General features: G+C 70.4%; 15 protein-coding genes. 13 read left to right on the top strand and 2 right to left on the bottom strand.

The features are described 5' to 3' along the window. The first annotated feature begins 55 nt into the window (after positions 1-55). From NGJ44_RS05355 to NGJ44_RS05380, 6 genes are all read left to right on the top strand, one after another. Positions 56-1,636 (top strand): ABC transporter substrate-binding protein, encoded by a 1,581-nt coding sequence (locus tag NGJ44_RS05355; protein WP_251863318.1) that lies wholly within the window; start codon positions 56-58, stop codon positions 1,634-1,636. Between the two features lie 31 nt (positions 1,637-1,667). Further along, complete coding sequence (locus NGJ44_RS05360; RefSeq protein ID WP_053245346.1) at positions 1,668-2,603, top strand: ABC transporter permease; 936 nt, start codon at positions 1,668-1,670, stop codon at positions 2,601-2,603. A gap of 15 nt (positions 2,604-2,618) precedes the next feature. Continuing rightward, complete coding sequence (locus NGJ44_RS05365; RefSeq protein WP_053245345.1) at positions 2,619-3,518, top strand: ABC transporter permease; 900 nt, start codon at positions 2,619-2,621, stop codon at positions 3,516-3,518. Between the two features lie 22 nt (positions 3,519-3,540). Continuing rightward, positions 3,541-4,632 carry an ABC transporter ATP-binding protein gene (locus tag NGJ44_RS05370; protein WP_251863319.1) on the top strand — a complete coding sequence of 364 codons (1,092 nt, stop codon included), beginning with the start codon at positions 3,541-3,543 and terminating at the stop codon, positions 4,630-4,632. Then, positions 4,629-5,651, top strand: a complete 1,023-nt coding sequence (locus NGJ44_RS05375) for an ABC transporter ATP-binding protein (RefSeq protein ID WP_053246572.1) — start codon at positions 4,629-4,631, stop codon at positions 5,649-5,651. The genes NGJ44_RS05370 and NGJ44_RS05375 overlap by 4 nt, the downstream gene beginning before the upstream one ends. A gap of 156 nt (positions 5,652-5,807) precedes the next feature. Further along, entirely contained in the window at positions 5,808-6,941 is a 1,134-nt protein-coding gene (locus NGJ44_RS05380) for a class I SAM-dependent methyltransferase (RefSeq protein ID WP_251863320.1), read from the top strand. A gap of 10 nt (positions 6,942-6,951) precedes the next feature. Here the strand turns inward: NGJ44_RS05380 and NGJ44_RS05385 are convergent, their stop codons facing one another. Together NGJ44_RS05385 and NGJ44_RS05390 are read right to left on the bottom strand one after the other, a co-directional pair. Further along, positions 6,952-7,692: an ABC transporter substrate-binding protein gene (locus NGJ44_RS05385; RefSeq protein WP_251863321.1), complete on the bottom strand. Its 741-nt coding sequence runs from the start codon at positions 7,690-7,692 to the stop codon at positions 6,952-6,954. Positions 7,693-7,755: 63 nt separating this feature from the next. After that, positions 7,756-8,181 carry a copper resistance protein NlpE gene (locus NGJ44_RS05390; RefSeq protein WP_053246574.1) on the bottom strand — a complete coding sequence of 142 codons (426 nt, stop codon included), beginning with the start codon at positions 8,179-8,181 and terminating at the stop codon, positions 7,756-7,758. Between the two features lie 142 nt (positions 8,182-8,323). On the opposite strand from NGJ44_RS05390, the gene NGJ44_RS05395 reads away from it, so the two are divergent. From NGJ44_RS05395 to NGJ44_RS05425, 7 genes are all read left to right on the top strand, one after another. Further along, complete coding sequence (locus NGJ44_RS05395) at positions 8,324-8,809, top strand: OsmC family protein (RefSeq protein ID WP_251863322.1); 486 nt, start codon at positions 8,324-8,326, stop codon at positions 8,807-8,809. 102 nt (positions 8,810-8,911) lie between these two features. Next, positions 8,912-9,157: a DUF3820 family protein gene (locus NGJ44_RS05400; protein WP_053246137.1), complete on the top strand. Its 246-nt coding sequence runs from the start codon at positions 8,912-8,914 to the stop codon at positions 9,155-9,157. Between the two features lie 159 nt (positions 9,158-9,316). Then, positions 9,317-9,655 (top strand): hypothetical protein, encoded by a 339-nt coding sequence (locus NGJ44_RS05405; protein WP_053246138.1) that lies wholly within the window; start codon positions 9,317-9,319, stop codon positions 9,653-9,655. An 84-nt stretch (positions 9,656-9,739) separates the two neighbouring features. Then, a complete protein-coding gene (locus NGJ44_RS05410; RefSeq protein ID WP_251863323.1) occupies positions 9,740-10,630 on the top strand; it encodes a helix-turn-helix transcriptional regulator in 891 nt (296 codons plus the stop codon). 119 nt (positions 10,631-10,749) lie between these two features. Further along, entirely contained in the window at positions 10,750-12,870 is a 2,121-nt protein-coding gene (locus tag NGJ44_RS05415; protein ID WP_502802109.1) for a TonB-dependent siderophore receptor, read from the top strand. Positions 12,871-12,901: 31 nt separating this feature from the next. Next, positions 12,902-13,315, top strand: coding sequence for a cupin domain-containing protein (locus NGJ44_RS05420; RefSeq protein ID WP_251863324.1), 414 nt, complete (start codon positions 12,902-12,904; stop codon positions 13,313-13,315). Then, complete coding sequence (locus NGJ44_RS05425) at positions 13,312-14,556, top strand: RhtX/FptX family siderophore transporter (RefSeq protein WP_251863325.1); 1,245 nt, start codon at positions 13,312-13,314, stop codon at positions 14,554-14,556. The genes NGJ44_RS05420 and NGJ44_RS05425 overlap by 4 nt, the downstream gene beginning before the upstream one ends. Positions 14,557-14,607: the final 51 nt, after the last annotated feature.

Here is a 14,607-nt window from a genome sequence, read left to right on the forward strand (position 1 = left end):
GGCTTACATGTTTGCCGTTCGTACCCGCACGATGCCGGGATCAGGGAGTGTAGCGATGAAGAAAAGACTGCTGGCGAGCCTCGCCGCGATTTCCATGACGGCCGCCTGCGCCCTGTGCCCGGGCGCCGCGATGGCCGAGACCAAGACGCTGCGGCTGGTGCCGCATGCCGACCTGAAGGTGCTCGACCCGACCTTTACCACCGCCTACATCACGCGCAATTTCGGCTACATGGTGTACGACACGCTCTTTGCCATGGACGAGAAGGGCCAGCCCCAGCCGGAAATGGTGCGGGATTACAAGGTGTCCGACGACAAGAAGGTCTGGACCTTCACGCTGCGCGACGGGCTGAAGTTCAGCGACGGCAATCCGGTGACGGCCGCCGACTGTGTGGCCTCGCTGCAGCGCTGGACCGCGCGCGACAACATCGGCCATGCGCTGAGCGCGGCCGGCGGCAAGTGGCAGGCCGTGGACGCCAGCACCTTCACGCTCACGCTGGAACGGCCGTTCGGGCCGGTGCTCGACGGGCTGGCGAAGGTGTCGAGCTATCCGGCGTTCATCCTGCCGGCGCGGCTGGCGAAGATGCCGGCCGACCGGCCGCTGACGGAGGTGGTGGGCTCGGGCCCGTTCCTCTTCAAGCGCGACGAGTGGGTGCCGGGCAACAAGGTGGTGTTCGTCCGCAATCCGGACTACAAGCCGCGCAGCGAGCCGGCCTCGGGCCTGGCGGGCAGCAAGGCGCCGCACGTCGATCGCGTGGAATGGGTGATTCTTCCGGATTCGAACAGCGCGGTGGCGGCGCTGAAGAACCAGGAAGTGGACATGATCGAGCAGACGCCGGCCGACTACATCGAGCCGTTGCGCAAGGAAAGCGGCATCGCCATCGGCGTCATGGGCCGCAACCAGGCGTACATGGTGCTGAACCAGGCTTTTCCGCCGTTCGACAACGCCAAGATCCGGCAGGCGGCGGCGCATGCCATCGACCAGGCCAGGTTCGTGAGCGCGATGGGGTATCCGCCCGACCTGCGCCTGGATCACTGCGACACGTTCTTCATCTGCGGCGGCCCCAACGAAACCGCCGCGGGATCGGCGCCCTACGCCAAGCCCGACATCGCGCTGGCCAGAAAACTGCTGGCCGAGGGCGGCTACCAGGGCCAGAAAGTGGTGGTGATGCTGCCCTCCGACCCGGTGTACCTGAACGCCGCCACGCTAGTGGCGATCCAGGCGCTGCAGGACATCGGCATGACGCTCGACATCCAGGCGATGGACTGGGCGACCATGACGGCGCGCCGCAGCAAGAAGGCGGCGCCGGACCAGGGCGGCTGGAACGTGTTCGTGTCGTCGGCCTCGGAGTTCAACGTGAATTCGCCGCTCAACAACACCTACCTGGCGGCGAGCTGCGGCAATACGCTGCCGGGCTGGCCGTGCGACAAGGAGCTGGACGCGCTGCGTGCGCAGTGGATCGCCGCGGTGGACCCGGCCGGGCGCAAGGCGCTGCTCGACCGCTTCCAGGAGCGCGCCTACCAGGTGTTCCCGAACGTGCCCGTGGGCCAGTTCTCGCTGACCTTCGCGGCGCTGAAGTCGCTCAAGCACACCGACAGGATCTGGGGCGTGCCCAACGTCTGGGTGCTGGACAAATGACGGGCGCGCGGCGCGAGGACGCGAGGCTGCCATGGCGTACGTAATCCGACGCGTGTTTTCCGTGGTGCCGGTGATGATCGTGGTGGCGGTCATCGTCTTCCTGCTGATCCACCTGTCGCCGGGCGACCCGGCGGCGCTGATCGCGGGCGACTTCGCCACCGCCGACGACATCGCCCGGCTGCACGCCGCGCTGGGGCTGGACGAGCCGCTGTGGCGGCAGTTCGTGCTGTGGGCGGGCAAGCTGCTGCGCGGCGACCTGGGCACGTCGATCTTCACGCAGGTGCCGGTGACGACGCTGCTGGCGCAGCGCCTGGAGCCCACGCTGTCGATCGCGGCGCTCACCATGGGGCTGTCCATCGTCGTGGCCATTCCGCTGGGCGTGCTGGCGGCGTACCGAGCGGGGTCGTGGGTGGACCGGCTGGTGATGGTGTTCGCGGTGCTGGCGTTTTCGGTGCCGGTGTTCCTGGTGGGCTACCTGCTGATCTACGGTTTCGCGGTGCAGTTGCAGTGGCTGCCGGTGCAGGGCTACACGCGGCTGTCCAGCGGCGTCTGGCCGTGGCTGCGCAGCCTGATCCTGCCCTGTGTGAACCTGGCGCTGGTGTACATCGCGCTCATTACCCGCATGACGCGCGCCACCGTGCTGGAGGTGCTGCACGAGGACTACATCCGCACGGCGCGCGCCAAGGGCCTGGGCGTGCTGCCGGTGCTGGAGCACGCGGTGCGCAACGCGGCGATTCCCATCGCCACCACCGTGGGCGTGGGCATCGCGCTGCTGATCGGGGGCGTGGTGGTGACCGAGACGGTGTTCGCCATTCCGGGCATCGGGCGGCTGGTCATCGACGCCGTGCAGCATCACGACTACCCCGTGATCCAGAGCGTGCTGCTGATCTCGGCGGCCACTTATGTGTTCATCAACCTGCTGATCGACCTGAGCTACCGGCTGTTCGATCCGCGCATCCGCTACTGAAACCGGAAGGCACGCATGGCTGACAATCCGATTTCTTCCGCCGCGCCCGGCGGCGCGGTCGTGCATCAGGCGCTGTCGGGCGGCGCGCGCCGCTGGCGCTGGGTGCGCAAGCATCCCACGCTGCTGCTGGGACTGGCGCTGCTGCTGGCCGTAGCCGCAATTTCGCTGGCCGCGCCCTGGCTCGCCACGCACGATCCCCTGGCCATCAACCCGCTGCAGCGCCTCAAGCCGCCGTCGGCGGAGCATTACTTCGGCACCGACGCGCTGGGCCGGGACGTGTTCAGCCGCGCCGTGTGGGGCGGACGGGTGTCGCTGGTGGTGGCGGTGTCGGTGGCGGCGCTGGCCAGCGTGGCCGGCGTCGTGCTGGGCCTGATGGCGGGATTCGTGCGCTGGGCCGATTCGCTCATCATGCGCATCATGGACGGCATGATGGCCATCCCCGACATTCTGCTGGCCATCGCGCTGATGGCGGTGATAAGGGCCAGCCTGGCCACGGTGATCATCGCCATCGCCATTCCGCAGATTCCGCGCGTGGTGCGGCTGGTGCGCTCGCTGGCGCTGACCCTGCGCGAACAGCTTTTCGTGGAGGCCGCGCATGCCATCGGCACGCGCCTGCCCGTGATTCTCTGGCGCCATGTGCTGCCCAATACCGTGACGCCGCTGGTGGTGCAGGCGACCTTCATCGCCGCCACCGCGGTGCTCACCGAGGCCGTGCTGTCTTTCCTGGGCGTGGGCGTGCCGCCGCAGGTGCCGAGCTGGGGCAACATGATGGCCGACGGCCGCAACTACGTGGCGGTGGCTTTCTACACCATTCTCTATCCGGGCATCCTGCTCGCGCTGACGGTGCTCGCCATCAACCTGATGGGCGACGGGCTGCGCGATGCGCTGGATCCGCGGCTGGCCAACCAGCTCTAGCGTTTCGATGTGGAGAGTCTTCATGAAGCATGAACCGAACGGCCAGGCAGCGGGCGCGCCGCAGGCCGGCGACGCGTTGCTGGAGGTCGATGGGCTGTCGACGTATTTCGATACGGTGGAAGGCACCGTGCGATCGGTGGACGGCGTGTCGTACCGCGTGCGGGCCGGGCGCACGCTGGGAGTGGTGGGGGAATCGGGTTGCGGCAAGAGCGTGACGGCGCTGTCCATCCTGCGCCTGGTGCCCACGCCGCCGGGGCGCTACGCGGCGGGCGAGATCCGCTACCGAGGCGTGAATCTGCTGTCGCTCACCGAAAAGCAGATGCGCAAGATCCGCGGCAACCGCATCTCCATGATCTTCCAGGAGCCCATGACCTCGCTCAACCCCGTGCTGACGGTGGGCAGGCAGATCGCCGAGACGGTGATGCTGCACCAGAAGCTGGGCCGGCGCGAAGCCTATGCGCGCGCCGAGGAAATGCTGGGGCTGGTGCAGATCGCCGAGCCCGCGCGGCGCGTGCACGAGTACCCGCACCAGCTCTCGGGCGGCATGCGCCAGCGGGTGATGATTGCGCTGGCGCTGGCCTGCAACCCCGAGGTGCTGATCGCCGACGAGCCCACGACCGCGCTGGACGTGACCATCCAGGCGCAGATCATCGACCTGCTGCGCCGGCTGCAGGCGCAGATGGGCATGGGCATCGTGATGATCACCCACGACCTGGGCGTGGTGGCCGAGTGCTGCGACCGCGTGGTGGTGATGTACGCGGGCCGCAAGGTCGAGGAGGCGCCGGTGGCCGAGCTGTTCGACCGGCCCCTGCATCCCTACACCCGGGCGCTGATGGCGTCCATGCCCTCGATGAATGCCGGCCGCGCGCGGCTGGCGGAAATCCCCGGCATGGTTCCCGCGCCCAGCGAGCTGGGCCGGGGCTGCAGCTTCGCCCCGCGCTGCGCCTATGCCACCGGACGCTGCCGCGCCGAGGCGCCGCCGCTGGAGGCGCACGGCGCCGATCACGTGGCGGCCTGTTTCGAGGTGGAGCGCGTGGCCCGCGAGCCCCGCCCGGCCGCCGCCTCTCCCTCCCGCGGCCCGCTGCGCGCCGCTTTCGACGGAACCCTGGCATGAGCGTTTCAGATTCCCGAGCCCCGCGGCAGGACGCGCAAGCGCCGCTGCTGGAGGTGCGCGACCTCAAGAAGCATTACCCGGCAGCGCGCGGCCTGTTCCGGCGCGCCCAGCGCGTCATCCAGGCGGTGGACGGCGTGTCGTTCTCGGTTGCGCGAGGCGAAACCCTGGCCCTGGTGGGCGAGTCGGGCTGCGGCAAGACCACGACAGGCAAAGCGGTGCTGCGCCTGATCCAGCCCACGTCGGGGTCGGTGCGCCTCGACGGCGAGGAGCTGCTCGACCTGCCGCCCGAACGCATGCGCGAGTACCGGCGCCACATGCAGATCATTTTCCAGGATCCGTATGCGTCGCTGAATCCGCGCATGACCGCTGGCGAGATCGTGGGCGAGCCGCTGCGCAATTTTCCGGCGGCCGGCGGGCGTCCTCGCCAGCAAGAGCTGGCCTGGCTGTTTTCCAAGGTGGGCCTGCGTCCGGAGGCCATGCGCAAGTATCCCCATGAATTCTCCGGCGGGCAGCGCCAGCGGCTCGGCATCGCCCGGGCGCTGGCGCTGCGCCCCAGACTCATCGTGTGCGACGAGCCGGTGTCGGCGCTGGACGTATCGGTGCAGGCGCAGGTCATCAACCTGCTGATGGACCTGCAGCAGGAAATGGGCATTGCCTACCTGTTCGTGGCGCATGATCTGGCGGTGGTGCGGCACATCAGCCACCGGGTGGCGGTGATGTACCTGGGCCGCATCGTGGAGGTGGCCGACCGCGACACGCTGTTCTCCCGGCCGCTGCATCCCTACACCGAGATCCTGCTGTCGGCCGCGCCCGTGCCCGATCCGCACCGGCCTGCGCAGCGCAAGCTGCTGCCCGGCGATCCGCCCAGCCCGGCCAATCCGCCTTCGGGTTGCCGGTTCCACACGCGCTGTCCGCTGGCCCAGCCGGTCTGCCGCGAACGGCAGCCGGCGCTGACCGAGCGGCCGGGGGGGCCGGGCGCCACGCCCGGCACGCAATGGGTCGCCTGTCATTTCCGTTGAGCCGGCGCGCCGCGGCGGCGGAACGGGCCGTGTACGAACAGGGCATGGAAGCCCTGCAGGCGGGGATGGCGGCCGGGCTGTATTCGTCGCAGGATCTGGTGCGCGCATACCGGGCGCGCCGCGGGCCGGCTGCGCGGGCCGCTGCATGGCATTCCCTTGCTGGTCAAGGACAACTTCGACGTGGCGGGCCTGCCCCTGCCGGCCGGGGCGCTGGCGCTGGCCACGCTGCGGGCGGAGCGCGACGCCGCCGTGGTGCGCCGCCTGCGGGAGGCGGGGGCGGTGATCCTGGGCAAGACCGCCATGCACGAGCTGGCATGCGGCATCACCAATGTTTCTTCGCTCACCGGGCTGAGCCGCAATCCCTACGACATCCGGCGCGCGCCGGGCGGCTCCAGCGGCGGCTCGGGCGCGGCGGCGGCCGCCCCCGACCGGGCGCTGCCGGGTGCGGCTGGAAGGCGGCGCGGGGCGTGCTGGCGCTGCCTTCTCCAGGGCGGGGGAACACGCCTTAGCCTGGCCGCCCGCTTTCAGAAAAATCACGTTTCCGCGTCCATCGCGTCCCATACCGCCGCCCATGCCGCTTTCTTACTTTCCCGCAGGCGGCCGGCCCGCCGCCGCCTTTCCGGCGGCATGCGCCGCCGGTCCGCGCAACCCATGCGGAGAAAAGCGGGAATGTTCAAACTGCGTTATGCGCTCAAGCGGGCGCTGTTCAAATTGTCGCCGGCGTTGGCCGAACGTTGCGATATCGATTTCCGGCTGCGCGCCCCGAATCGCGATTTCCTCGAGCAGCAGATCTTCGGCCGCCTCAACGAGCTGGCGCGCGAGCTGCCCGACGGGCTGCGGTGCCTGTTCGTGGGCCTGGACAAGCACAACTGGCACTATCCGCGCCTGCTGCCCTGGGTGGATTTCCACACGCTGGATTGCAACCCGCACATGGCCGTGTACGGTCGCGCGGGCAGGCATTGGGTGGGCAGCGCACTGGAGATGTCCGCGCATTACGGCAGGGCGGCGTTCGATGCGCTGATCGCCAACGGGATCATCGGTTTCGGCATCGATACCGAGGCGGATTTCCTGCGCCTGCTGGACGAGTGCCACGCGGTGCTCAAGCCTGGCGGCCTGCTGGTGCTGGGCTACAACGACTTTCCCGACCGGTTCGGGTTCCCGGTGGACCCGCTGGCGGGCGGCCTGTTCGAGGAAGCGCCGCCGGGCATCGCGGGCGTGCAAGGGGCGCGGCATCCGGTCGATGATTCTTTCCGCCACTTGTACGTGTTCTTGAGGCGGCGTCCGGGCTGAGGCGGGCGGTTCAGGCGGTTTCGGGCGGGGCGGCCGAGGCGCCCTGGATGCCGTGGCGGGCCAGGGCGCCGGCCACGAAGCCCGTGCGTTTCATGTCCTCGACGAAGGCGGCCAGCCACGCGGCGGCCCGGCCGCCGCGGCGCTTGGGCAGGCCCATGGCCTGGCGGATCAGCATGAAATGGCCGTCCAGCAGGCGCAGCCCGCCCAGGCGGCGGGCGTCGGCTTCCAGTTGCTGCCGCACGCCGGCGGCGACTTCCATGTTTTCGCCCAGGAAGGTGTCCACCACGGCCGGCGAGGAGGGCGCGCGGAAGATTTCCGCCTGCTTGATTTCGCGGGTGAGGTACAGGTCGTAGGCGCTGCCCTTGCCGACCACGATGCGCTGGCCGGCGCGGTCCACGTCTTCCATGCGGGCGATGGGGGAGTCCTGGCGCACCAGGTAGGCGCCTTCGATGATGACGTAGGGCGCGGTGAAGGCGATCTGCTCGCCGCGTTTGGGGTCGATGGCGAAGAAGCCCACGTCGGCCTGCCCGGCGGCGACGGCGTTGACCGAGTCGCCGGCGGTCTTGAATACCGCCAGTTCCAGTTCCAGGCCCAGGCGCCGGGCGAGTTCGCCGGCGAGGTCCACCGACACGCCGCGAGGCTGGCCGGTGGCCGGATCGGTGCCGGCGAGTATGGGATTGCCCAGGTTGATGGAAGCGCGCAGGGCGCCGGTGGGGGCGAAGGCGGCAAGCAGGTCGGAATCGGGCGTCATGGCTGCGGCAGCGGCGGAAGGAAGTCGGAGACGCCCAAGCATAGCGGCTCGCCGCGGCGGCCGCTACGGAACTTTGCGCAGCACGTAATGCGGCGCGAGCGCTCCGGTGGGACGGGTGCCGTCGCGGTACAGCAGGGTGACCTGGTTTTCGCCGACGAAATAGCGCTGGCTGTCTCCGGCCGCGTCCAGGCGGATGGTGCCGCCGTCCGATTCCCAGTTGAAGGTGCCGGTGACGGTTTCGGGCCGGGGTTCGCGGTCCAGGTACTGGGTCTGCTTTTCGTAGCGGCCGTCCTGCATCAGCGTGAGCCGCACGCGGATGCCGGGGCAGTCGGCGCAGGGCAGGGTGCCTTCGTAGCTGCCCTGCCAGTCCAGCGCGTCGCGCGAGGTGTGGCGGTCGGCGGGCGTGGCGCGGGCGTCCGGCGGCTGCGTGGGGGCGCAGCCGGCGATCAGGACAAGGCTCAGGGCGCAGGTCAAGGCGGTTTTCGGCATCATGGCGAGCTCCTGTTGGCAAAACGCCGTTCACGATACGGAGTTGGGCGCGGGGGAGCTGAAACCGAATGTAAAGCCGTGCCGCGCGCGGCTGCGCTACGCTATGCCCCCGGCCTTGCGGGCCGCGCATGGAGTCTCTCTCATGAGCGCATCGAATCGCAAAGCGCATCATTACCGCGTCGCCGTCCGGTGGACCGGCAACACGGGAGCGGGCACGGCTTCCTACGGAGCCTATTCCCGCAACCATGAGATCCGGGCGCCGGGCAAGCCGGCGATACCGGGCTCGTCCAATCCGGCTTTTCGCGGCGACCCCGCGCGCTGGAATCCGGAAGAACTGCTGGCGGCGTCGCTGTCGGCCTGCCACAAGCTCTGGTACCTGCACCTGTGCGCGCAGGCCGGCATCGTGGTGGAGTCGTACCAGGACGAGGCCGAGGGCGTCATGACCGAAAACGCGGAGGGCGGGGGCGCGTTCGCCAGCGTGACGCTGCGGCCGGACGTGCGCATCCGCCAGGGCGACGATGCGGCGCTGGCCGCCGCGTTGCACGAGCGCGCGCATCATCTGTGCTTCATCGCGAACTCGGTGAATTTTCCGGTGCGCTGCGAGCCGCGCATCTCGCAGGCGGGCTGAGACGGGCGCCGCTTCGGGGAGGACGCTTTCCGGCGGCCACGCGCGCGATGGCGTAGACTGGCCGTCTTCCTTCTCTTTCGCGCCGCTGCCGCTACGCCCGTCATGGATCCCGAACTGCTCAATCTGCTGGTCACCCGCAGCATGCCTTTCGGCAAGTACGAAGGGCGGCTGATCGCGGACTTGCCGGGCCCGTACCTGGCCTGGTTCGCCCGCAAGGGGTTTCCGCCGGGCGAGCTGGGACGGCTGCTGGCGCTCATGCACGAGCTCGACCACAACGGTCTGCGGGGCCTGCTCGCCCCGCTGCGCACCTCCGCGCCCGAGCGGCACGGCCGGGGCGGCCCAGGCTGAGGCGCCCCGCAGCCTTCGGGAAACCGGGAGAAACAAATCCGTTCTTCCATGTATCGTCTTGGCACCGCCAGCGCGCGGACGGGGCGATACGATAGGCCGGCACGCGCGGACCCTGGACCCGGTTTCGATTCCGGCTCCGCGCATCGAACCGAGGCTGTTATGAAGAAATCCCTCTGCAAATCCCTCATCGCGTCCGCCGCGCTGTGCGCGGCTGGACTGGCGCAGGCGCAGAACGCCGCGCCGCCCGCCACCCAGGAATACCAGTATCCCAGCACGCGCTCGCCCGACGGCAGCCAGTCGCCGCCGTCCACCTTGCGCATTACCGTGACGCCCGGGGCGGGTTCGGCGCCCGCGCCTGTGCGCGACACGCCCGAAAGCCTGGCGGAGTATCAGCGCTGCCGCGAGGTGTCGGACCGGGCCGCGGTGTCCAACGCGCAGATGCAGGCGGGCGTGGCCCAGTGCCTGCAGGCATTGCAGCAGCGCCGCCAGCAGCAATAAGGGGCCGCTCGGCGGCGCGCTTGTGGCCGCGGCGGAGGATGGTAATAATATTCACTTTCATTTACCTGCCCGATGCTTCCCGTCGTGAACGCCGCCCGCCTCCAGCCCGACTGGTCCGTATCGTCCGCCGCGCCCGTACTGTCGCTGGCGGGCGGCACGTTGCGCGCCACGGATGGCCGGCCCGTGACCGAGGCGCTGGAGCCGGGGCTGAAGGTGGTGCTGGTGCTCGACGGCGAATTGCGCTATCAGGTGCGCGGCGGCCCCGCGGCCCGGGTCAGCGGGCCTTTGCTGCACGTGAGCCTGTGCCGCGATTCGCTGTCCATGGATCATGAGTTCGACGCCCGCGGCGCGCTGCGCTTCGTGTCCCTGCGCACGCCCCTGGCGCAGCTGCGCCAGGGCTTTGCGCTGGAGCCGGACGAGATAGCCGGGTGGCTGCGCGCGCCGGGCCAGGCGCGGCCGTATGCCGAGACCAATCTGGAGGTGGGCCGCGCCATGCAGGCGCTGGGCCACCAGATGCTGGCCTGCCCGGCGCAGGGGGCCATCCGCCGCATGTACCTGACGGGCAAGGCGCTGGAGCTGGCGGCGCAGGCGTTCATGGCGCTGCGCGGCGAAAGCGGCGAGGGCGGCGGGGGAAGCGGCCCGGCCGGCGGCCTGTCGCGCGCCGACGCGGAGCGGCTGCATTTCGCGCGCGAGCTGGTGCTGCGCAACCTGCAGCAGCCGCCGGCGCTGCCCGATCTGGCGCGCGCGGCGGGCATCAACGTCAACAAGCTGACCACGGGTTTCCGGCGGCTGTTCGGCCAGAGCGTGTACGCCTTCGTGCGCGAAGCGCGCATGGCGCGCGCCCATGCCATGCTGGCCTCGGGCGAGATCACGGTTTCCGAGGCTGCCTACGCCTGCGGCTATACGGACTCGCACTTCACCAAGGCTTTCCTGCGCCGCTATGGCGTGCTGCCCAGCCGGCTCGCGTCGCGCTGATACTTCCGCAATCGCCAACGAAACTTCCGCGATCGCCAGTGCGCGGCGCGGCCTCTTTCTAGAATTGATTTGAGAATAATTCTCATTGATAAAGAAAGAGGGACGTTGTGCGAAACAGCTTGAACACGCGCCGCCCGCGCGGATGCGCGAGGGGCCTGCCGCTTCTGCTCGCGGCGGCGGCGGGCGGGGCCTGCGCCCAGGAGCCGGCTGCGGAGGCGGCGCGGGAAGCCGCCACCCTGCCGGCCGTGACGGTCAGCGGCGAGGGCGTGGCCCCGCGCACGGCCACGCTGGGCAGGATGCCGCTGGCGGTGCGCGAGATTCCGCAGTCGGTGTCGGTCATCGGCCAGGAGCGCCTGCGCGAACAGAACCTGCGGAGCCTGGACGAGGTCATGCAGCATGCCACGGGCATCACGGTGCAGCCCTACCAGCTTCTGACCACGGCGTATTACGCGCGCGGCTTCAAGGTGGATTCGTTCGAGCAGGACGGGGTGCCGGTGCTCATGGGCAATACCGCCGCCTCGCCGCAGGACATGGCCATTTACGAACGCGTGGAAATCCTGCGCGGCGCCAACGGGCTGATGCACGGCGCGGGCAACCCGGCCGCCACCGTGAATCTGGTGCGCAAGCGTCCGCAGCGCGAGTTCGGTTTCGAGGGCATGCTGAGCGCCGGCAGCTGGGACCGCTACCGCGCGCAGGTGGACCTGGGCGGCCCGCTCAACGACAGCGGCAGCGTGCGCGGGCGCATCGTCGGCGCGCATGAGGACCGCGGCTATTTCTATGACGTGGCCGACCAGCAGTCGGGGCTGCTCTACGCCGTGGGCGAGGCCGACCTCGGCCCGCGCACCGTGCTGTCGGCCGGGGTGCAGACGCAGCGCATCCGCTCCACCACCAACATGGCCGGCGTGCCGCGGTACGCGGATGGCGGCGACATCGGCCTGCCGCGCTCCACCTACCTGGACGCGGACTGGGACCGTTTCAATTGGGACGCCACACGGGTGTTTGCCGACCTGGAACACCGCTTCGGCGCGGGCTGGACGGCAAAGATCAGCGTCAACCACCTGCGCGCCGACAGCAACCTGAAGTATGCGGGCGCGTACGGCGCGATCGACCGCGAAACCGGGCTGGGGTCGCGCCTGATGGGCGGCGCCTACAAGTTCGACAATACGCAGACCAGCGTGGACGCCTACCTGAGCGGGCCTTTTACGTTGCTGGGCCGCCGTCATGAACTGGTGGCGGGCGGCAACGCGCAGCGCATCGCCACCGAGCAGTACTCGGCCGCGCTGACGCCGGCGCTGAACGTGCCCGTGAACGTCTTCGACTGGGATCCGCACGGCGTGCCCGAGCCGGGCACCGGCCCCTACGTCTCGCCGGGCGAGACGCGGCTCAAGCAGCAGGGCGTGTACGCCATGGGGCGCTTCTCGCTGGCCGACCCGGTGACGCTGGCGCTGGGCGGGCGCATGAGCTGGTGGAACCAGCGCGCGCCCAAGGCGCGGCAGCAGATCGATCCCGAGTTCACGCCCTACGGCGGCCTGATCGTGGACCTGAGCCGCGAGTGGTCGCTCTACGGCAGCTACGCGCAGGTCTTCCAGCCCCAAAGCGAGCTCACGCGCGACGGCCGGCCGCTGGACCCCATTACCGGCACCAACTACGAGGCCGGCATCAAGGGCGAGCTGGCGGGCGGGGCGCTCGAAGTGTCGCTGGCGGCTTTCCAGATCACGCAGAAGAACCGCGCGCAGCAGGATCCCGACTGGCCCTGCGTGGGCAGCAACTGTTACTACATCCCGGGCGGCAGGGTGCGCAGCCGCGGCATCGAGGCCGAGGCGTCGGGGCGCGTGACGCCGCACTGGACGCTGGCGGCGGGCTACACCTACAACACCAGCAAGTACCTCGAAGACGCGGTATCGGGCGGGCAGCCGTTCGCGCGGTTCACGCCCAAGCACATCTTCCGTCTCTGGACGAACTACGACCTGCCCGTGCTGGAGCGCCGCCTGAGCGTGGGCGGCGGCGTGCAGATGCAGTCGGGCTTTGCCACCGTGTCGGGGCCGGTCACGCTGCGCCAGGGCGGCTACACCCTGGTGGACCTGCGCCTGGCTTACCGCTACGACAAGCATCTCACCGCGGCCCTCAACGTCAACAACCTGTTCGACCGCCGCTACTACCAGAGCCTGTCCGGCACCGCGTGGAACAACCGCTACGGCGAGCCGCGCAACGTGATGCTGACCCTGCGCGCGCAGTATTGAACGCGCGCCGATTTCCCGAGGAGGATTATTCATGACAGACCGTTCCGAGACGACGCCCGCGCCCGAGGCCTTCGACTGGCTGGAACATTTCCTGGCCCTGGACGCGGGCGGCGGGGTGCGCGGCATCGGCAAACTCAAGCGCCTGGCGCCGCACGAAGGCTGGCTGGTGGGCGTGAAGGCCGCGGCCAGCGATGCCGACGTGCACGGCCATGTCTGGGAGCGGCACCCCGCCGGCGACGAGGTGCTCTTCGTGCTGGAGGGGCGCGTCGTGCTCACGCTGCTGGACGGCGAGGAGCGCGAGCACGACCTGCTGCTGGACACCCGGCGCGGCGCCATCGTGCCGCGCGGCGTGTGGCACCGGCTGCACATCGCCTGTCCGGCCAGGATCCTGTTCGTCACGCCCGGCCAGGGCAGCGAACACCGCCGCGCGGGAGCCGCGCAATGAGCGGCGCCGTGACGGGCAGGCGCGGCGCGCGGGCGCACCTGTTCCTGATGGTGGGCGCGCTGTATTTCTCGCAGGGCATTCCGCTGGGCGTGGCCATGGAGGCGCTGCCGGCGCTGTTGCGGCGCGATGGCGCCGCGCTGCAGACGCTGGCCTGGCTGCCGCTGGCGGGCTTGCCCTGGGTGCTCAAGTTCCTGTGGGCGCCGGCGGTGGACAACCGCTGGCGCGCGGCGCTGGGCCGGCGGCGCAGTTGGATCCTGCCCATGCAGTCGGTGGTGCTGGCCTGCCTGCTGGCGGTGGCCGCGCTGGGGATTTCCGCGGCCACCGCGGCCTGGGTAGCGGGCCTGATGGCGCTGGCTTCGCTGGCCAGCGCCACGCAGGACATCGCCACCGATGGCCTGGCGGCCGAGCGCTTCGCCGGGCAGGACCTGGCGCGCGCCAATGCCATCCAGGTCGGCGGCACGATGGTGGGGTTCTTCGCGGGCGGGCCCGGCAGCCTGATCGCGAGCGCCTACGTGGGGCAGCGCGCGGCGCTGGCGCTGCTGGCCGGCGTGGTTGCGTGCAGCCTGGCGCTGGCCGCCGCCTGGCGCGAGACGCCGCCGGCTGCGGCGGGCGCATCGCCGCGCGCCACCCTGGCCGGATTCGCGCGCCGGCCCGGGGCCTGGGCGCTGGCCCTGGCCGCCCTGCTGTCGGCGGTGACGGCGGTGTCGGGCTACGGCTTGTCCAGGCTGTTCCTGGTGGACATGGGCTGGACGGTGGAGGCCGTGGGCCGCGCCGGCATGGCGGGCGGCGTGGTGACGGTGCTGCTGGGCTGCGGCGGCGGCGCCTGGCTCACGGGGCGGCTGGGCGCGCGCGGCGCGCTGTCCCTGGGACTGGCGGCCTCGGGCGCCGCGGCGCTGGCATGGCTGGCGCTGGCCCGGGCCGGCGCGCCGGTCGCGCCCTGGACGGCCTATGCCGCCCAGGCGCTGGGCGCGTTCGGCGCGGGCGCGGCCTCGGTCGGCCTGATGACCCTGGCCATGCGGTTCGCCCGCGCCGGCAGGCAGGCCGGCACCGACATGACCGCGGTGCAGAGCGCGCGCGACCTGGGCGAGATCCTGGCTTCCTCGCTCATGACCGGACTGGCCGCGGCGCTGGGCTATGGCGGCGGCTCCGCCTGCGGGCTGGCGGTGGCGCTGGCGACGCTGGCCTTCGTGGTGGGAGGGTTGAAGACCGGCCGCAAGCCGCTGGAAAGCAGCCGGGCATAGGGCGGGCGAGGGGCCGGTTCCGGCGCGCGCGGGCCCTCGGGGTAAACTTGC

This window comes from Achromobacter sp. Marseille-Q4962 (genome assembly GCF_943737005.1).
GTDB lineage: Bacteria > Pseudomonadota > Gammaproteobacteria > Burkholderiales > Burkholderiaceae_B > Achromobacter.